An 18,730-nucleotide genomic window follows, 5' to 3' on the forward strand; every position below is an offset into this window, starting at 1 on the left:
ACATTGTTGGACACTAGCTGGATCAAATCTTATTTTGTGACTAAAGCATCAAGGCTGGCTACTGCCAAACTCATTTTGGCGATCTTATCCAATAATGCAAAACGATTGCGACGTATTGCCTCGTCATCTACCATGACCATTGTCTGATCAAAATAAGCTTCGATTAATGGTCTCAATGAAACTAGGCTTTGATAGTTTTGTTCCATCGTTTGTTGCGGGAACTTATCTTCAATGGCGACCACTGCCTCATAAAGCGTATTTTCTGATTCGTTCTCAAACAATTCAGGATTGATTTGTTTGTGTTCAAGATCTGCCTTTTTCGCAAGATTAATGACCCTTGTCAAAGCTTCCATCGAAGGTTTGAAATCAGAATCATTCAAATGTGCTCTCAACATTTGAGCAGCTTCAAATAAAAGACTGATATCGCCTTGACGAGAGTTGATCACTGCTTCGATCACATCATGACGAATGTTTTTCGTTGCTAAGAATTGACGCAGACGTCCGTCAACAAAATCAATGACTTGCTCTTGTCCTTCGTTCAATTGAATGCCATAGACTGATGGCTGTTCATTGATTGCTGTGCGGATTTTTTCCTGTAAACGGGCTAACGGGAAGTACCAACGTTTCTCAGCAATAATCCGAATGATGCCATAAGTTTGTCGGCGCAATGCGTATGGATCGTTCGATCCGCTTGGAATCATGCCCACTGCAAAGAATGACAGTAAACTGTCTAACTTATCAGCAATTGCTAAAATTGCTCCAACGCTTGATTCAGGTAACGCACCTTCAGCAGAGACAGGCATATAATGTTCACGGATCGCTTGTGCCACTTGCGGTGTTTCTCCTTGCAAGAGAGCATACTTTTCACCCATGACTCCTTGTAATTCCGGAAACTCACCGACCATATTCGTTACTAAATCAAACTTATAGATTTCTGATGCACGTTTCAATTCTGTTCTTTCATCTTCAGACAATTCGACGGTTTCTCCAATGATTTGAGCAATAACAGCTACCCGTTGCATTTTTTCATATAAGCTACCGATTTTTTCGTGGAAAGTGACTTGTTTTAGTTTCTCCACACATTGATCGATGGTAAGTTTCTTATCCTCATTGTAAAAGAATTCCGCGTCTTCTAGACGCGCTGTCAATACTTTCTGATTTCCTTTGACTACATTATCGATTTTTACCCGATCGCCGTTTCTTGCTGAAATGAAATGGGGCAACAAAACACCTTCTGGGGTGCGCACATCAAAATACCGCTGATGTTCTTTCATCGAAGTGACTAAGACTTCTTCTGGAACTGAAAGATATTTTTCATCAAAGTCACCGACAAAAGCAGTCGGATATTCTACCAAGTTGTTCACTTCTTCTAAAAGATCTTCATCAAGATCGATCCGCCAGTTGTTTTCTTTAGCAATTGCGTCAATTTGGTCTACGATCAATTGCTGTCTTTTGGATGGATCAGCGATCACGAATTGGCGTTCCATTTGACTCAAATAGTCATCGGCAGTTTCAAAGGTGACTTCTTCTCCAAGGAAACGATGGCCACGGGATTTCCGATCTGTTACTACGTCAAGGACTGTAAATGGTACGACTTCAGCGCCAAACAATGCTACGATCCAGTGGATTGGCCGGATATACTCAAAATCGAAATTTGCCCAGTGCATTGTTACTGGGAACACCAAACTAGTAATGACCTCTTTCAAACCAGTTAAAACTTCAAGCGCTGGTTTACCTTGAATATGCTTGGTGACATAGACATACTCCACACCATTTAATTCTTTGAAGGTAATTGCATCTGTGGTCAATCCTTGTCCACGAACGAACCCTTGGGCTGCTTTTGACCAATTGCCATCGGCATCGATTGCAATTTTTTTGGCAGGTCCTTTCACTTCTTCTTGCGTATCAGCTTGACTTTCCGGAATCCCAGTCACATATACAGCTAAACGTCGAGGTGTAGAATAAGCTTCGATCGAACTGAATTGCAGTGCATGAGCTGTCAAAAACTCCGCCGTTTTTTGTTGTAGCTGTTTCATGCTTGGCGTGACAACATGTGCTGGCATTTCTTCTAAACCGATTTCTAATAATAGGTTTTGTGCCATTTTATTTCCCTCCCGCAATCAATTTTTCCGCTTCTTCTGGTGCTAATAATGGATAACCTAGTTTTTCCCGTTCAGCGACAAATAACTTGGCAACTTGTCGTGCTAAATTACGGATACGAGCCAAATATCCAGCACGTTCAGTTACCGAAACAGCTCCTCGAGCGTCTAACAGGTTAAATGTATGACTGCATTTCAAAATATAGTCATATGCAGGATGAACGAGGTTTTCATCGATACAGCGTTTTGCCTCTGCCTCAAAGCGGCCAAAATTGCTTAACAATAACTCTTGATCGCTGACTTCAAAGGAATATTTTGAATGTTCAAATTCAGGCTGACGGAAAATCTCGCCGTATTTGACCCCTGTCGACCATTCCAGATCATAGACACTTTCAACTTCTTGGATATAAGATGCTAAACGTTCTAGTCCATAGGTGATCTCTGAAGTAACGGGTTTGCAGGCCAATCCTCCAACTTGTTGGAAGTAAGTAAACTGAGTGATCTCCATGCCGTCTAGCCAAACTTCCCAACCCAGACCAGCACAACCCATAGAAGGATTTTCCCAGTTGTCTTCTACAAAGCGAATATCATGTTCTAGCGGATCGATCCCTAGCAAACGCAGACTTTCAAGGTATAATTCTTGAATATTTTCTGGAGAGGGCTTCATCACCACTTGAAATTGATGGTGCTGATACAAACGGTTGGGATTTTCTCCATAACGGCCGTCAGCCGGTCGGCGAGACGGCTCCACATAGGCGGCGTTCCAAGGCTCCGGTCCAATTGCACGTAAAAAAGTATACGGACTCATGGTTCCTGCTCCTTTTTCGGTATCATACGCCTGCATTAGCATACAGCCGTTATCAGACCAGAACTTCTGTAAAGTCAAGATCATTTCTTGAACGGTTAATTTACTCATTATTTTCTTCCTTTCTTACAACGCATTGACTACTGGATAAAATTCAACAACATGACCTGGAATCAATTTTACTTCAACAACATGGTCATCCGTCAAAACATCTGACAAATCATACAACATTTGGTCCGGTTTTGTTGTTAACTCTTTGACTAGTTGGTCATCTTGCTTGACTAAGATTTGCAATGGAATACTTGCTAACACTTTTAATTTTTTTTCTTTGAATTCTGATGCAGCAATCGTCATATCAAATGGCATGAGAGTCCCCTCCTTTTCTAAGTCATTGATTCTACCGCAAAGGTTGAGTTTTTCATGAAATAGGACACAGGTACTACGTTCTCCCTGCGAGCCTACTGTTTCACATCTGCTCGTCTCTTCTGTGTTACTCCTGCAGTCACTTCTACCAGCAGGGTTCGCTAACAAGGACTTGTATGTCCTGTTTTACAGGTCGATCACAGTGATTCGAGCAATGGTGAATCACACCAAAAAATCCCTATACCTATACTTGCGCATAGATATAGGGACGATATTCTCGCGGTTCCACCCTACTTCCGATTACTCGGCAGCTTCATTGAGTCATACTCCCGGATGCCTGCGAAAAAAGGATTCAACTTGGCTTTCACTATCCCAAGCTCGCTGGATGACTCTGGCTTCTTTCTTTTTTCCGATCAACGTATTTATTTGATTATCCTTATCATAGTAGCTGTATAGGGACTTTGTCAATCAAAAAATATAAAAGCAATTAATTAGGGCCTAAGTCCGGCTGATCGTGAAAGATGATCATATCTGATACCCGACCGTCACTTTCAAAAATCACAGCCTCGTTGTTTCCTTCTCGTAAATAAGGAGCTGGAATATATAACCGTCTTTGCGGTCCTCTCTCCCAGAAACGACCAATATTATGCCCATTGATCACAATAAATCCTTTGCCCCAGCCCGGCAGTTCTACAAATGTATCTGCGCATTCATCCACTTGAAAGCTCACTTTGGAGAAACTCGGTTGTCCCGTTTGCCAGTGACCGGAAAAATCTACTTGATCAAGATTATCCATCGGTAGACTGTATATTTCCCATTCACTTTGAAACGCACCGTTGACGATCACTCCGTCTTTGATACCTTTGTATTGATGATTCATTTGGACGGAGTAATTGACCCGTCCCATGTTCTCAACCAAGATCCCTAACTCATTTGACTCCTCCGTCAGTGTGAGAGTCTTCTTTTGTCCGATTTCCTGATCATATTGAATAAATTGCAGCTGATTATTAATAAACGTATGGGCTCGATCCTGACAATGGATCAGTCGATAGTCTTCGATCACACGCGATTTGCCAATTTGCGAACGATAATAGACATAGCCAGTAGCTTGATCTAACAGTTCCATCGTTAAAGGATAATTGTGCTTGACTGGTTGACTGATGTTAGCTAGTGTCTCAAAGAGAGAAACTCGCTGACTAACTTTCCAGCTACCATAAGCCCGTTTGGTGATTTTTGTAGTCAAAGGAAAGGATGGGATTTCGGTAATTTCACCTATGACTTGTTGAAATGCTTCATACTTAGGTGTCACATCGCCCCATTCCGATAACAACGCATCATAGTCATAGCTAGTAACGTCTGGTGATAATTTCTCATAATAGTTGGCACCATTCATAAAGCCGAAGTTCGTGCCACCATGGAACATATAAATATTGACGGAGCCAGCTTCTAAGCAGTCCCGCAATTCATTAGCAGCGTCGGTTACCGATGTGGTATGGTGCTTGTCATCTCCCCATGCATCAAACCAGCCTATCCAAAATTCCATGACCATCAATGGCTGCTTCTTCCCATGGAATTCTTGAAGTTTTCTAAAATTCTCCTGAATGTCTGATCCACAGTTGATGGTTGGCAGTGCGATGTCCTTGATCGAACCGTTCTCTAACATATCCAGCCAAGGACCATCTGACGTAAATAAGGGCACGTCAATGCCATTGTGACGCATTAGTTCAGCAGACTTTCGCAAATAACTTTTGTCATTTCCATAACTGCCATATTCATTTTCAACTTGCATCATCAAAATTGGTCCTTCTTGAGTGATCTGTAAATCACTCACTTGAGAAAAAAGCTGTGTAAAGTATCGAGCGATCTTTTCCATAAACGGTGGATAGTCAAAGCGAATCTTCATGAAGGGATCTTTTAACAGCCAATAAGGAAGGCCCCCGAATTCCCATTCCGCACAAATATAAGGTGCTGGACGAAGGATCACATACAGCCCTACCTCCTGTGCAAGCTGAATAAAGCGCCGCAAATCAAGATTATCGCTAAAGTCAAACATTCCTTCCTGCGGTTCATGCATATTCCAAGGCACATACGTTTCGACTGTATTACAACCCATCAAACGTAATTTTTCTAAGCGATCCCGCCAATATGCAGGCACAACTCGAAAATAGTGTATCGAGCCAGAAATAATTTTCATGGGCTGATCATTTAAATAAAATTCGTCTTTGATTACAAAAGCAGTCATTCGCTTCTTCCTTCCTTGATTACATATACACTGTATTGATCTGCAACGGAGTCTTCAGTCAAATGCTTACCGGACAGTAGGTCCTTCTTTCCTACAAATTGTGCCGGCACCTTTTGCGCTTGCTTCTGAAAATTGATGATAAAATAGTAAACCGCTTCTTCCGTATGACGACAGCTGATTTCTAGATTTGTTTCTCCTTCAATCACAGCAGTTAGATTTGCGCTATTGGTTGCTTCATCCAAGATCGTATCTAAAAGATCTTTTTCAAGTTGAGTCCCAATATAATAAACGACACCTTGACCAAATCGATTTTTGGTCACTGCTGGTGAACCGGCATAGAAGTTACTCGTATAGTCCGCTACAGATTCAGCGGTCTCCAAATGGATGATCTCACTGACTAAGTTACTTTCTCCCTGTCTTCCCCCCTTTAATTGAATAACGTTCGTCTGCTCTGGTGCTAATGCATCAATCTCTTCTACCCAGATTCCTGCTAGCTCTCTTAAAGGCCCAGGGTAGCCGCCTAGATGGACATTGTCTGACTGGTCAACAATGCCACTCATATACGTTGTGATCAAGGTGCCTCCTTGTTCCACAAAGGATTCAAGAGCTTCTTTCATACCTGCTTTTACCATGTACAAAACCGGTGCTACCAGCACTTGGTACTTGCTGAAATCTGCATCAACTGACACCAAATCTGTTGCGATATTCTTTTCATAAAAGTAACGATAATATTGATGGATTTGTTGCACATAAGTCAAATCAACTGTTGGTCCGCTCGTATATTCCAATGCCCAATAATTATCCCAATCAAATAGAACACCAACTTCAGCCTTTGTTTCACTACCCAAAACTTCGTTCAGTCGGCTCAATTCTTCTCCTAATGCTGCAGTTTCTTTAAATACACGGGTGTTCTCATGCCCAACATGTTCTATCACCGCACCATGAAACTTCTCACAAGCACCAATGGAGCGGCGAAGTTGGAAAAACTGGATTGTATCTGCTCCATGAGCGATCGTCTGATAGCTTTGCGCGCGCATTTGGCCAGGTTTTTTCAATGAATTATATGGTTGCCAGTTTTGTTGGGATGGTGTTTGTTCCATCAACATAAATGGCGCTTGCTTCAATCCCCGCATCAAATCATGAGTCATTGCAACGAAACTCCATGGTGTATTATACGAAGGATAGTTGTCCCAAGAAACAATATCCATTTCTTTTGCCCATTTGAAGTAATCGAGTCCTTTAAAAGTTCCCATCAAATTCGTGGTAATCGGTGTTTGACTATCGAATTGACGAATAGCGTCCCGTTCTAACTTAAAGTTTTCTAAAAGACTGTCAGAATTGAAACGACGATAATCGATAGAAATTCCTGCAAATGCGGTTTTGTCATGACCGATTCCTTCAGAAAGAGCATTCGGCAGAACGATTTCGTCCCATTCATAAACAGTATGCCCCCAAAATTCCAGATTCCACGCTTTATTCAATGCCTCAAGGGTTTGATACTTATCTTTTAGCCAGACCCGAAAAGCTTTCTCACAGTTTTCGCAATAACACTCACCTCCATATTCATTATTGATATGCCAACAAGTGACTTGCGGGTTACCACCATAGCGTTGTGCCAATTTCCCAGCTAATCGTTGTGCATATTTTTGGTAGACTAAGCTGTTAGGACACGCATTGTGCCGCTGTCCAAATTTATGGTGCCGCCCTTCATAGTCAGTTCGAGCCACTTCTGGATAGCGCTTGAACATCCATGCTGGCAACGCCGCTGTTGAAGTCGCTAATACAATGTCGTAGCCTTCTTCACTCAACATATCAATCATCTCATCCAACTCATTAAAGTAATAATTGTGCTCTGAAGGTTGGATTTTTGCCCAAGAAAAGACATTGATTGTCGCACTATTGATGTGTGCATTTCTAAAAATTCGCATATCTTCTTGCCAGATTTCTTGCGGCCACTGATTAGGGTTATAATCGCCACCGAATAAAAACCGTTCAAAAACTTTTTTCATGTTTGACGCTCCTTTTTCTCATTGATAATTATTATTGTAAGGCTTTTCAAAAAGTTGTAGTATAATAGGATTGTCATGATTCTATAATATTTCGAAACAAGGAGAATTCAATGTCTATCTATTTCTATCAGAACAACCCTCGGCTCCCTGTCAGTATCGAGAGCATTGGGAATCATTGGGCACAAGATGAAGTGGTTCGCCCCACTGGTTATCCATATTATCACTGGTTGCAAACTACCGCTGGCCAAGGGACCGTCCTTTTTAATGATCAATCCTTTGTGTTAACTCCTGGGGCTGGCATTTTGATTTTGCCATTCATCCCTCATCGTTACCATCCTCATAGAGACTGGCAGACAAACTTTGTTACGCTGCAAGGAGATTTAGTACAGGAACTGTTGAAACCTTTTGGCGGAAAGCGCTACTTGATGGGGCAAGATAGCCCTTTATTTTCTTACAGTGAGTGGATCAATCAACGAATCAGCGACGATCAAGAAAAAATATTAGACCCATTGCGCTCTTCCAGCAGTTGCTATCACTTTCTTTTGGCATTGATCCAACAACAAAATGCTGACGCAAATGAAAAGCATCATTTGTACCAACGCTACATTGCGCCTGTACTACTAGAAATCGAAACCAATTATGCTCATCCATTGACCGTCGCTGAACTTGCGGAAAAAATTTTTGTAACTCCGCAGTATTTGTCGCGTCTCTTTCAGCGCTTTTTGGGGCAGTCAACCTCCCAATTTTTGCTGAATTATCGCCTGAATCGTGCCAAAGAATTATTGGTAGGCGAGCCTCATCTGGATATCCAAGATGTCGCTTTCTTGGTAGGAATCCCAGATGCAAGTCATTTCACTGCTCTTTTCAAAAAAAAAGTTGGCGCTACTCCAAAGAAGTTTCGCCAACTTTATCGTTGATCTTTGGGTTTCAGGATATCTTGCCACTGTCCCATTTGATCAATAAATTTTTTGCTTTTCAAATGTAAGCCAACATATTCATCATACAATAAATCAATTACCTGACGAATGGCTTGCTTCGTTTCTGGTTTTAACTTGATCGATGCGATTTGTTCATAAGAGATTTGTGCAAACAAACGAATAAAATGGATTGCCCTTGGATCACCGTGATAACGATGGTCATCTAAGGCCCAATGCTTTTCGCATATGACGCCATTGTATTTCGAGGAGTAATCAAAGCGGCCTTCTGTTTGTCCGCAGACCGCACAGTGGGTCCATATCGGTGAGACCCCAAAACGCTGCAGCAACTGAATCTCAAAAATATTAGTGATGATCTCTGCATCATTATCAGTATCCATCAACTGCAAAGCTTCATGTAAGAAATGATAGAGATTTGGATCGTACACGCGGTCATCGATCGCAGAGTCAGCCAGATTCAATAGATACGTAGCATAGCCTGCAAGAAAAATATCACCTTGGATTTTGCGAAAAGAATGGATATCTTTGGCATTATTCAAGAATGACAAGCCCTCAGAACGAATATTTCCAATATAGGTCGCTTCAGTGTACGAAAGCAAAGCTGGCGTTAAAGGATTATTCTTGCGGTGGGCACCTTTTACATAGAACATTTGCTTTCCAGCCGATTCAGTGAATATTTTGACCAGTTTATCTTTTTCTTTATGGTCCCTAGTAAATAACAAGATCCCTTTTGTTTCAACTAAATTCATGAATAACGCTCCTTTCTAAACCAGAAAGCTGAAGCAGCTCAATCCCCTTCGCTTGCTCCAGCTTTCTTTGTCTTTTCTCTCATCAAACTTCTTAGCTGATCTTGTTTAGAGAAGATCAGTAATCATCGTTCCGATAACCGTAGTCTGTCAGGAAGGTTTGTTTGTCTCGCCAGTCTTTTTGAACTTTGACCCATAATTCCAAGTAAACTTTATCGTCTAACAAATGCTCGATATCTAATCGTGCTTTTGTTCCGATTTGTTTCAGCATTTTGCCGCCTTTCCCAATAATGATTCCTTTTTGGCTATCCCGTTCAACGACGATCGTTGCTTGAATATGAATTTTATCATTTTCATCCCGTTTCATCGAGTCAACCACCACAGCGACTGAGTGAGGCACTTCGTCTCTAGTCAGTAACAGCACTTTTTCCCGCACTAATTCCGAAACGATGAAATATTCTGGATGGTCTGTGATTTGATCCTCAGGAAAATATTGGGGACCTTCCGGCATTTGATCAATGACTAATCTCATCAATGTCTCAAAATTATTTCCTTCCGTTGCCGAAATCGGCACGATCTCCGCAAACGTCATTTGAGCCGCATAATCTTCGATAATAGCTAAAAGTTCGTCTGGATGTACTTTATCGATTTTATTGATGACTAGAAAGACCGGCGTCTCGTTTTTCCGCAGCCGCTCGATAATGAAGTCATCGCCCTTCCCCCGTTTTTGATCGGCACTGATCATAAATAAGGTCACATCGACTTCACGAAGTGCACTATAAGCAGTTTCCACCATGAAATCTCCTAAGCGATGTTTTGGCTTATGGATTCCAGGTGTATCGATAAAAACGATTTGTGCATCTGGTGTTGTGTAAACCCCTTGGATTTTATTTCGGGTCGTTTGTGCTTTGTCGCTCATGATAGCGATTTTTTGACCTACTACGCGATTAAGTAATGTGGATTTACCAACGTTGGGCCGGCCAACAATGGCAGCAAAGCCTGATTTATGTGTTGTCATAGGTGATCTCCTCTGTGTATTATCTTTCTAAAAGAACGCTAAAATTTTTGGTATAAAAATGATTGCCGCAACGATCAATGCAAAGAATGCTGTCATCAGGACTGCTCCTGCCGCCATGTCTTTGATTTTTTTGCCAATGGGATGGAAGTGAAAATCGGTAAACATATCAACGACATTTTCAAAGACTGTGTTGACGATTTCCACGATCCAAACCAAAAATACCGACAACAACAACCAGAGCCATTCCATTTGATTTAATCTAAAGACAAATCCCGCAATGATTGCAACGATGCCTAACAAGACATGTTTGCGCATATTGCGCTCTTCGTCAAAGACGGTCTTGATTCCTGTAAAGGCAAATTCAATGGATGTGATAAATTGTTTGTTTTTTTCTGTATTCTTATCTTTTGAGTCCATAGGCATCCAATATTTCCTTTTGCAGACCGAACATTTCTTTCTCATCTTCTGGTGTCATATGATCATAACCATTGATATGCAAAAATCCATGCAGCGCTAAAAAGCCCAATTCCCGATCATAGCTGTGTCCATACTCACTAGCTTGCTCTTTTGCCCGCTCGACTGAAATCATGATATCCCCAAGATTTCTCGGCATAGCTGGCATTTCATCATCAAAGATGATCGGCAACTCTTCTTCCGTTTCTTCTTCCAAAGCAAAACTGATGACATCCGTCGGTTGATCTTTATCACGATAGTCCCGATTGATGACTTGGATAGCGGCATTGTCCATGAAGGTGACAGACATTTCCGTATCCTCAGGCAGCTTCAAATAGTCTGCCGCATACTGCAGCAGTTCATCAATTTCATTGATTTTCTCTTGACTCACTGTATTTGTTTCATCTAAAAAAGCAATCTCCATTACCGATCTCTTCTTTCTTGTTCTTCTTTCATTTTTTCCGCTTCGGACTTCATTTTCGGATATTTGATCCGTGAATGGAATGTACTACACAATCCATTGACTAAGGACTTTTCAATGATACGAATTTCATGCAATGTCAGTCCGGACTCATCTAATTGTCCATCAAGAATCCGATCATTGATCAAATTCGAAACAAATTCCTTGATTTTCTGATCTGTGGGATTATCCATTGCCCGCACAGCAGCTTCACAACTATCCGCGATACTAACGACCCCTGCTTCTCTTGTTTGTGGTTTTGGTCCAGGATAGCGAAAATCGGCTTCTGTCACTTCTGGATTACGTTCTTTCGCTTTGACATAGAAATAACGCATCAAGGTTGTTCCATGGTGCTGGCGACAAATATCCACCACCATCTGAGGCATTTTCTCATTTTCTAAAAGAACCGCTCCATCGATCACATGTCCGAAAATGATCTGCTTGCTGTCTTCCGGAAGCAAAAAGTTATGGGGATTTTCAGCCCCTGCGGGTAAATTCTCAACAAAGAAATTCGCATGCTTTAATTTACCAATATCATGATAGTAACAAGCGACCCGTGTCAGTAAACTTTGTCCGCCGATCTCTGCTACAGCATTAGCACTCAAATTGGCGACCATCATACTATGATGATAGGTTCCTGGTGCTTCTTCCAGTAATTGTTTAAGTAACGGGTGATTTGGATTACTTAGTTCGTTCAGAACGATCATGCTATTGTCTGAGACCAATAACTCAATGTATTGATGCAAACCAATCGTTAGTAGATAGCTAAGTAATGAACCCGCTAAGGCACAAATGATCGTCGTCCAGGTATTGCCTCTCGCGAAATCCATCCCTTGGAAAATCACTAACATGACACTTAATAAGAACGGAAAGACGATGACCCACATAATGGCTGTTCGTCCTTGACTGGCGATTCGTTTCCTTCTGATCATCGTTCCCATCAATCCAGAGAACAAATAGGTTACCAAGACAGTAGTCAGCATATTCGTACCGCTGGAATCAAAATAAATGAAAATCGCATTGATTACTTGAAACATCGCAGCTAAAATTCCCAAACGCCGACTTGAGAATATATTCAAGATCAGCGGGGTAAAGGCAGCTGGAAAGAATAACGGAATGAACGCGATGAGTTCAGACTGAAATAGTTGGAAAAACTTCATCAATAAAATACTAAAAATCATCGCAATGACATAAAAGGTCACAGCATTCATCCGTTTGTCTTCGTTTTTTGTCTGCCGTGTGTAATAAAAGAGCATGAGCATCTGTAAAGCAGCAGTAAAAACTAAAGCAATCAACGGAAATACAGAGAAGGTTTGACTCGTCAGACCGAGAAGCTGCAATTTTTCTAATGCATTTGAATCAATCTGCGAGCCTTCCCGGACAATGATCTCACCTTGATAGATCATAACAGGCTGAACAGCGTCTTTGGCAGCCTGCCGAGCTTCTTCCGTTCGTTTCTCATTAGGAAAATCGTTGACAACGATCCCTTGATTGACTAAAAAGCGTAATGCTGTTGCCATTTCAGAAGTTACATCCAAAAACTGGATCTTTTCTTCGGCTTCTGATCGAAAAGTACTCAATTCAGATTGGCGGATCTGTTTAGCCATTTGTTCATCAACAAGCTGCAGCGCATAATCTCTTACCGTGTTCAGCTGATCACTATTCAATGAAAACAATGTCGACAAAAAATTATTGGTCAGCGCTTGATAAAAATCAAGTTCATCATCACTCATTTTTTCAAATTCTTTTTTTAAAGTGGCGATATACTCTTCTGTATCCGGTTTAGGAACATTTTCATTTTCACCAGCAGCTTTGACCGCAGCTTCATATTTCGTATTGACAGTCTTGTTGACTGTATCAATCAATTCAAACAAATGATTGATCCGTTCATGTTGAACTTGTGCCAAATCGTCTTGATACGTGTATTCAGGCGAGACGGCTTCAGCGGCTAGCGTACGTTTTTGTTCAGTAGCAGTTGTGTTTTCAATCGTTTTGTTGGCTCGGATATTTTCTTCCGCAACCTGCCCCTCGCTATAGTCGACATTGTTTTGTTTTACACTGGAAAACATGATCCCAATAGATAAAACAAAAAAGAGCACCATAAGCAGCGGCAGGTAAAAGCGGCCTAATTTTTCTCGAAAATTCCGTAACGGTTGTATGATCATTTTACCCCTCCTGTCCGACAATCAACGTTGTTCTTTACTATCGGATTCCTCATAGGCACGTATAATGTCTGCAACGACTGGATGACGAACGACATCTCCTGCTTCAAAGTGCGCAAACGCAATTTTAGGAATTGCTTCTAACGCTCGTTGCGCATGAATCAGTCCGCTCGTTGTTCCTTTTGGTAAATCAATTTGACTTGTATCGCCATTAACGATCATTTTTGAATTAAATCCTAGGCGGGTCAAAAACATTTTCATTTGGGCAATAGTGGTATTCTGTGCCTCATCAAGAATCACAAAAGCATCTTCCAAAGTCCGCCCCCTCATATAGGCTAGCGGAGCAATCTCGATCACGCCGCGTTCCATCAAACGATTGGTATGATCCATACCAAAGATTTGATAAAGGGCATCATAAACGGGACGCAAATAGGGATCGACTTTTTCTTTCAGATCACCTGGTAAAAAGCCAAGATTTTCACCTGCTTCAACAGCGGGTCGCGTCAAGATGATTTTTTGAACTTGTCCTTTCTTCAATGCCGCAATGGCCATGACAACGGCAAGAAACGTCTTTCCGGTTCCTGCTGGTCCAACGCCAAAAACGACATCATGGGTTCTGATGGCTTCAATATATTTCTTTTGTCCGGCATTTTTTGCGCGGATCGGCTTACCGTTACGATCTTTGATGATTTCTTCTTCATACATATCTGTGAAATAATCTAAGTTTCCTTTATTTGCCATGTTCAATGCCGTAATAACATCTGGCGTACTGATATTGATCCCTCGTTTGATCAACTCTTGCAACGCATGGATCACGGATTGGGCTTTTTCAGCGGCTGTCTTTTCACCAATGATTTGGATCATTTCTCCGCGGGTATGAATCGTTGTTTGTGTAGCATCTTCGATGACTTTGATATGTTTGTCATGGGAACCCAACAACAAACTAATATCATCATTTTGAGTCAGTTGGATTTCCAAAGAAATACGCTCTTCTGTCAAATAAGTTACAGCTCCTTTTTTAGGCATTCTAGTTTATAATACCACACAATCGCTAAAAGCAAAATTACTTGTAAGCTTCAAGAAGCGTTTTGGCAGCGTTCTTTGCAATTTATTAAAAGTTTGTTTTTCGATCATTGATTCTACTTAAAAATACTCACTAAGAAAGAACAAAAAAGCCGTAAGCATCCAATAAGATGCTTACGGCGTGTCCTTACATTTGCCCTAATAATTCTTTGACGATCGCATTGACTTGGTTGCCGTCTGCTTTGCCTTTTACTTGAGGCATCACAGCGCCCATCACTTTTCCGAATTCCTTCGGAGAAGAAGCTCCTGTTTTTTCGATCGCACCAGCAACGATTTGGCGAATTTCCGCTTCATCAAGTTGTGCCGGCAAGTATTTTTCAACAATTGCAATTTCACCTTTGACTTTTTCAGCCAGATCGGTACGGTCGGCTTTCTCAAATTCAGTCAGAGAATCACGACGTTGTTTCATTTCACGAGACAACACAGTCAATTCTTCCTCTTCGTTCAAGTCGGCACCTTTTTTGATCTGTTCGTTTTGAATCGATGCTTTCAACATGCGAATCACCTGCAACGTTTCCTTGTCTTTGGCTTTCATCGCTGTTTTCATGTCATCATTCAGTGTACTTAGTAGCGTCACACTACCAGCTCCAATTCTCAAAACAGTAGAAAATTAGAATTTTTTACGTTTTCTAGCTGCTTCAGATTTTTTCTTACGCTTTACACTTGGTTTTTCGTAAAATTCACGTTTACGAGATTCCTGTAAAGTACCCGCTTTTGACACGGAACGTTTGAAGCGACGAAGAGCATCGTCAAGTGATTCGTTTTTGCGAACGACTGTTTTTGACATGTAAATTCCCTCCCTCCGAGCTTAAAAAGTAACCGTATTTGTCATTGAAATAAAATCTCAAAAAACAAGACTGTCCTTTGAAAATTATAGCTAACCCCTGAAAAAGTGTCAAGGTATTCTAGTAAAAAAGTCGATGAACTTCCTGATTCAATCTTAGAATCCGAACAATCAGCGACAATCTTCACATCTGCCTAGAATTTCAAAACGATGGCCTTCGATACTGCACCCGGGCAATTGTTCTTGAAAGAAATCCATTGGACAAATATGCAGCTCTTTTGTTTTGCCACAAACCGTGCAAATAAAATGATGATGGTGATGATCTTCCAATTCCACGCAGCAATTATAACGAAATTTCATTTCTCCATTCAATTCAGTCTCTTCCAAGATGCCAATCTCAGAAAAATCATGAAGGTTCCGATAGATCGTGTCATAACTTAGACCCGGGTATTCTTCAGACATGAAATCATGGATTTCTTTTGCCGGCAAATAACGGTTGCGTTTCACTAAATAAGTAATGATAGCTTCTCTTTTTTTGGTATATTTATAGCCATGTTCTTTTAATATCGACATAGCTTGCTCAATCAATGGTTGATTTTTCATCGAATCCCTCCAGTAAATCAAAATCATTCCGATTTTTAGCGATCGTAAGTATGGTATAATGAAATTATCAAAAATGCAAGAGAGGATTTTACTATGAACCCACAAGAAACGATTGTCACGATTTTTGTCTTGTCCGATTCAGCAGGAGAAACGGCCTCCAAATTAGCTCAAGCAACCATGGCACAGTACCCAAGTGTTGAATTCAACTTATTTCGGCGTACCTTTATTCACACCAAAGAACACTTGATCCAGGCGTTGACTGATGCCAAAAAACACGATGCCATTATTTTGCACACACTGATTAACGATGAGCTAGTCTCGCTAACCAATCACTTTTGTGAAGAAGCCGACCTATATCATTTTGATGTATTGACTCCTCCTGTCACCGAGGTAGAAAAACGCACAGGTGTCGCTCCGTCGCGAGAACCCGGCGCATTGCATCATTTAAACAAAAATTATTTCAAACGTATCAAAGCAATGGAATTCGCTGTTAAATACGATGATGGAAAAGACCCACGAGGTTTTCTCGAAGCCGATGTCGTTTTGTTAGGTGTTTCCCGAACATCAAAAACACCGCTAAGTCTTTTCTTAGCCAACAAAAACTTGAAGGTGGCGAATTTGCCTCTTGTGCCCCAAGCACATATTCCTAAGCAGTTGTGGGAAATCGAACCGAGCAAAATCGTTGGGTTAACGAATGATCCCGACGTTTTAAACAGCATACGCAAAGAACGGATGCGTTCTTACGGATTGAATCCAGACACGGCGTATTCAGATATTGAAAAAATCCGGGCTGAATTAGAGTTTGCCAATGATCTTTATCAAAAATTAGGCTGCATCGTCATTAATGTTGCCTCTCTTTCAATTGAAGAGACAGCTTCCATGATTTTGAATGCATTGAATTTGGAAGACCATAGTTACTACACGTCAGAAACAGAAGAATAACCAGCCACATACATTTTAGACAAAAAGATCCCCAGAGTAATGGTCAGCTAGACTGTACCATTATTCTGGGGATTTTTGCTTGTGTCAAATCAGAAAAGTCTAAAAGACTTGGACGCCTTCGCGATCGATCTGCAGCTGTTCGATTGCTGCATTGGTTTCAAGCGCATGGAGAAGGCGGCAGATCTTATCTGCCTTTTCGGGTGGGACAATCGCTAAGACAGTTGGTCCAGCCCCACTCAGGAAGCAGCCATAGCCGCCTTCTTCTTCACAAATTTGGCGGATCGTGGATAAATGCGGAATTAATTTTTCACGATAGTTCTCATGAAAACGATCCGCCTGCATCATTTTACCTGCTAAAGGTAGATTCCCTTTGATCACTGCTGCGATCATCACATTGGCGATTGCACTGGCTTCAACAGCAGTTGAAAAGTCCAGTGTTTTAGGGAGGACATTCCGACTAGCTTCTGTCAACAATTGTTCTTGCGGAATATAAGCAACAATATTGCATTCCGGAAAATGATGTTTAACAACATAAGTTTGTTTATGTTCATGATCAAAGGCCGTAATCAGAAAATCGCCATAAATTGCCGGTGCCACATTGTCGGGGTGGCCTTCAATGGCCGTTGCAATATCAACTTTCTGTGCATCACTTAAGTTCAGGTGTCCTAAACGATTGGCTAATTCGATTCCAGCCACGATAACCGATGAACTGCTGCCTAATCCCCGTGCTAAAGGTATATCTGAGTACATGCGGATTTTACGCGGTGTAAGTGTAGGTGCAAGCTTCAGCGCGACACGTAACAGCAGATTACTTTCATCATTAGGGATTTCACTGCCGAGTTCATGTAAGATCTCCCATCGGTCACTTTCTTCCATAATTTCAATGAATAGATATTTTGAGAGAGCAATCCCGCAAGAATCAAAACCAGGTCCTAAATTTGCACTGGTTGCAGGAACGCGAATCTTCATAGTTGAGACACTCCTTTACGCAGGTGTTGCCGCATTTCTTCTAGATCACTCATCTTATGGATCGCTACTTCGGTAGCCTGAATAGCTGTATCAGGATCTTTCAAGCCGTTTCCAGTAAAGACTGCCACTACGGTTTCACCAGGACGAATTTTCCCGTTTTTCACGTGCTGAATCACGCCTGCTAGTGAAGCAGCCGATCCTGGTTCAATAAAGACACCGTCTTGTGCAGCTACCTTTCGGTAAGCATTCAAGATCTCTTCGTCGGTTACAGCATCGATAAACCCTTTTGATTCATCACGAGCGGCTTCTGCTAGCTTCCAACTTGCTGGATTGCCGATCCGAATCGCTGTTGCGATTGTTTCTGGCTCTTCGATTACCGCGCCTTTTACGATTGCTGCGGCACCTTCTGCCTCAAATCCATGCATTCTTGGTAGTGAAGTCCCTTGTTTGTCATGCCATTCTTTGAATCCTTTCCAATAAGCAGAGATGTTTCCAGCATTTCCTACTGGAATTGCTAGTACATCTGGCGCTTTCTCCAACTGCTGGCAAATTTCGAAGGCAGCGGTTTTTTGTCCTTCCAAACGGTAAGGATTGACTGAATTCACGAGGGCCACAGCTTCTGTTTTGGCAATTTCTCTAACTGCTTTTAGTGCTTCATCGAAATTCCCGGGAATAGAAATAATATCCGCGCCATAAACGATTGCCTGTGCCAACTTGCCCATTGCGATCTTACCATCTGGAATCACCACATAGGCTTTGATTCCTGCTCGTGTCGCATACGCTGCTGCTGCAGCACTGGTATTACCAGTAGAAGCACAAACGATTGCTTTTGCGCCTTCTTCCACCGCTTTGGCTACTGCCATCACCATTCCCCGATCTTTGAAAGATCCAGTAGGATTTAGTCCTTCGTATTTCCCATATAATGTGATACCCAATTCTTCTGATAAGTTATTCAATGGAATCAGCGGTGTGTTTCCTTCTGCTAATGAGATTAGCGGTGTTTTTTCTGTCACCGGTAAATACTCTTTATAGTGCTTTAATAGTCCTTCATACATCT

The 18,730-nt window shown here is 41.6% G+C and carries 18 protein-coding genes; 2 read left to right on the forward strand and 16 right to left on the reverse strand.

The window, feature by feature from the left end; genetic code table 11:
• Positions 1-29: 29 nt before the first annotated feature.
• The 5 genes from glyS to EGX73_RS14355 all read right to left on the reverse strand — a co-directional run bounded on the left by glyS (position 30) and on the right by EGX73_RS14355 (position 7,518).
• Positions 30-2,102: a glycine--tRNA ligase subunit beta gene (gene glyS, locus EGX73_RS14335; RefSeq protein ID WP_005471223.1), complete on the reverse strand. Its 2,073-nt coding sequence runs from the start codon at positions 2,100-2,102 to the stop codon at positions 30-32.
• 1 nt (position 2,103) lies between these two features.
• Positions 2,104-3,018, reverse strand: a complete 915-nt coding sequence (gene glyQ / locus EGX73_RS14340; protein WP_147587160.1) for a glycine--tRNA ligase subunit alpha — start codon at positions 3,016-3,018, stop codon at positions 2,104-2,106.
• Positions 3,019-3,030: 12 nt separating this feature from the next.
• The gene (locus EGX73_RS14345) at positions 3,031-3,270 is read right to left on the reverse strand and encodes a hypothetical protein (RefSeq protein ID WP_003126309.1); all 240 of its coding nucleotides are present in this window, start codon (positions 3,268-3,270) and stop codon (positions 3,031-3,033) included.
• A gap of 484 nt (positions 3,271-3,754) precedes the next feature.
• Positions 3,755-5,509: a beta-galactosidase family protein gene (locus EGX73_RS14350; protein ID WP_123867027.1), complete on the reverse strand. Its 1,755-nt coding sequence runs from the start codon at positions 5,507-5,509 to the stop codon at positions 3,755-3,757.
• Positions 5,506-7,518: a beta-galactosidase gene (locus EGX73_RS14355; protein ID WP_041119731.1), complete on the reverse strand. Its 2,013-nt coding sequence runs from the start codon at positions 7,516-7,518 to the stop codon at positions 5,506-5,508. Before EGX73_RS14355 ends, EGX73_RS14350 begins: the two co-directional genes overlap by 4 nt.
• Positions 7,519-7,628: 110 nt before the next feature.
• On the opposite strand from EGX73_RS14355, the gene EGX73_RS14360 reads away from it, so the two are divergent.
• A complete protein-coding gene (locus EGX73_RS14360) occupies positions 7,629-8,435 on the forward strand; it encodes an AraC family transcriptional regulator (RefSeq protein ID WP_003126306.1) in 807 nt (268 codons plus the stop codon).
• Here the strand turns inward: EGX73_RS14360 and recO are convergent.
• The 9 genes from recO to EGX73_RS14410 all read right to left on the reverse strand — a co-directional run bounded on the left by recO (position 8,426) and on the right by EGX73_RS14410 (position 15,762).
• Positions 8,426-9,202: a DNA repair protein RecO gene (gene recO / locus EGX73_RS14365; RefSeq protein WP_021149887.1), complete on the reverse strand. Its 777-nt coding sequence runs from the start codon at positions 9,200-9,202 to the stop codon at positions 8,426-8,428. The genes EGX73_RS14360 and recO overlap by 10 nt on opposite strands.
• Positions 9,203-9,317: 115 nt before the next feature.
• Complete coding sequence (era, locus tag EGX73_RS14370; protein WP_003126304.1) at positions 9,318-10,217, reverse strand: GTPase Era; 900 nt, start codon at positions 10,215-10,217, stop codon at positions 9,318-9,320.
• Between the two features lie 27 nt (positions 10,218-10,244).
• Positions 10,245-10,634 carry a diacylglycerol kinase family protein gene (locus EGX73_RS14375; protein ID WP_029486721.1) on the reverse strand — a complete coding sequence of 130 codons (390 nt, stop codon included), beginning with the start codon at positions 10,632-10,634 and terminating at the stop codon, positions 10,245-10,247.
• Positions 10,618-11,094 (reverse strand): rRNA maturation RNase YbeY, encoded by a 477-nt coding sequence (gene ybeY / locus EGX73_RS14380; protein ID WP_003126301.1) that lies wholly within the window; start codon positions 11,092-11,094, stop codon positions 10,618-10,620. Before ybeY ends, EGX73_RS14375 begins: the two co-directional genes overlap by 17 nt.
• Entirely contained in the window at positions 11,094-13,295 is a 2,202-nt protein-coding gene (locus EGX73_RS14385; RefSeq protein ID WP_123867028.1) for an HD family phosphohydrolase, read from the reverse strand. The genes ybeY and EGX73_RS14385 overlap by 1 nt, the downstream gene beginning before the upstream one ends.
• 21 nt (positions 13,296-13,316) lie before the next feature.
• Positions 13,317-14,291, reverse strand: a complete 975-nt coding sequence (locus EGX73_RS14390; protein ID WP_003126299.1) for a PhoH family protein — start codon at positions 14,289-14,291, stop codon at positions 13,317-13,319.
• 211 nt (positions 14,292-14,502) lie between these two features.
• Positions 14,503-14,952, reverse strand: a complete 450-nt coding sequence (locus EGX73_RS14395; RefSeq protein WP_003126298.1) for a GatB/YqeY domain-containing protein — start codon at positions 14,950-14,952, stop codon at positions 14,503-14,505.
• Positions 14,953-14,985: 33 nt separating this feature from the next.
• Positions 14,986-15,162 (reverse strand): 30S ribosomal protein S21, encoded by a 177-nt coding sequence (gene rpsU / locus EGX73_RS14400; protein WP_002356740.1) that lies wholly within the window; start codon positions 15,160-15,162, stop codon positions 14,986-14,988.
• Positions 15,163-15,330: 168 nt separating this feature from the next.
• Complete coding sequence (locus EGX73_RS14410; RefSeq protein WP_003126280.1) at positions 15,331-15,762, reverse strand: Fur family transcriptional regulator; 432 nt, start codon at positions 15,760-15,762, stop codon at positions 15,331-15,333.
• A 93-nt stretch (positions 15,763-15,855) separates the two neighbouring features.
• Here EGX73_RS14410 and EGX73_RS14415 point away from each other — a divergent pair, with 93 nt between their 5' ends.
• On the forward strand, positions 15,856-16,704 hold the full coding sequence (locus EGX73_RS14415; protein ID WP_003126279.1) for a pyruvate, water dikinase regulatory protein: 849 nt from the start codon (positions 15,856-15,858) through the stop codon (positions 16,702-16,704).
• Positions 16,705-16,803: 99 nt separating this feature from the next.
• Here EGX73_RS14415 and thrB read toward each other — a convergent pair whose 3' ends face one another.
• Positions 16,804-17,673, reverse strand: coding sequence for a homoserine kinase (gene thrB / locus EGX73_RS14420; protein ID WP_003126278.1), 870 nt, complete (start codon positions 17,671-17,673; stop codon positions 16,804-16,806).
• Entirely contained in the window at positions 17,670-18,728 is a 1,059-nt protein-coding gene (thrC, locus tag EGX73_RS14425; protein WP_003126277.1) for a threonine synthase, read from the reverse strand. The genes thrB and thrC overlap by 4 nt, the downstream gene beginning before the upstream one ends.
• Positions 18,729-18,730: the final 2 nt, after the last annotated feature.

This window comes from Enterococcus sp. FDAARGOS_553 (assembly GCF_003812305.1).
GTDB lineage: Bacteria > Bacillota > Bacilli > Lactobacillales > Enterococcaceae > Enterococcus_D > Enterococcus_D gallinarum.

What these genes read in the sequence shown, in the direction of transcription:
- glyS (WP_005471223.1), bottom strand. Translation starts at nt 2,102, where the DNA reads ATGGCACAAAACCTATTATTAGAAATCGGTTTAGAAGAAATGCCAGCA.
- EGX73_RS14345 (WP_003126309.1), bottom strand. Translation starts at nt 3,270, where the DNA reads ATGCCATTTGATATGACGATTGCTGCATCAGAATTCAAAGAAAAAAAA.
- EGX73_RS14350 (WP_123867027.1), bottom strand. Translation starts at nt 5,509, where the DNA reads ATGACTGCTTTTGTAATCAAAGACGAATTTTATTTAAATGATCAGCCC.
- EGX73_RS14355 (WP_041119731.1), bottom strand. Translation starts at nt 7,518, where the DNA reads ATGAAAAAAGTTTTTGAACGGTTTTTATTCGGTGGCGATTATAACCCT.
- EGX73_RS14360 (WP_003126306.1), top strand. Translation starts at nt 7,629, where the DNA reads ATGTCTATCTATTTCTATCAGAACAACCCTCGGCTCCCTGTCAGTATC.
- recO (WP_021149887.1), bottom strand. Translation starts at nt 9,202, where the DNA reads ATGAATTTAGTTGAAACAAAAGGGATCTTGTTATTTACTAGGGACCAT.
- era (WP_003126304.1), bottom strand. Translation starts at nt 10,217, where the DNA reads ATGACAACACATAAATCAGGCTTTGCTGCCATTGTTGGCCGGCCCAAC.
- EGX73_RS14375 (WP_029486721.1), bottom strand. Translation starts at nt 10,634, where the DNA reads ATGGACTCAAAAGATAAGAATACAGAAAAAAACAAACAATTTATCACA.
- ybeY (WP_003126301.1), bottom strand. Translation starts at nt 11,094, where the DNA reads ATGGAGATTGCTTTTTTAGATGAAACAAATACAGTGAGTCAAGAGAAA.
- EGX73_RS14385 (WP_123867028.1), bottom strand. Translation starts at nt 13,295, where the DNA reads ATGATCATACAACCGTTACGGAATTTTCGAGAAAAATTAGGCCGCTTT.
- rpsU (WP_002356740.1), bottom strand. Translation starts at nt 15,162, where the DNA reads ATGTCAAAAACAGTCGTTCGCAAAAACGAATCACTTGACGATGCTCTT.
- EGX73_RS14410 (WP_003126280.1), bottom strand. Translation starts at nt 15,762, where the DNA reads ATGAAAAATCAACCATTGATTGAGCAAGCTATGTCGATATTAAAAGAA.
- EGX73_RS14415 (WP_003126279.1), top strand. Translation starts at nt 15,856, where the DNA reads ATGAACCCACAAGAAACGATTGTCACGATTTTTGTCTTGTCCGATTCA.
- thrB (WP_003126278.1), bottom strand. Translation starts at nt 17,673, where the DNA reads ATGAAGATTCGCGTTCCTGCAACCAGTGCAAATTTAGGACCTGGTTTT.
- thrC (WP_003126277.1), bottom strand. Translation starts at nt 18,728, where the DNA reads ATGTATGAAGGACTATTAAAGCACTATAAAGAGTATTTACCGGTGACA.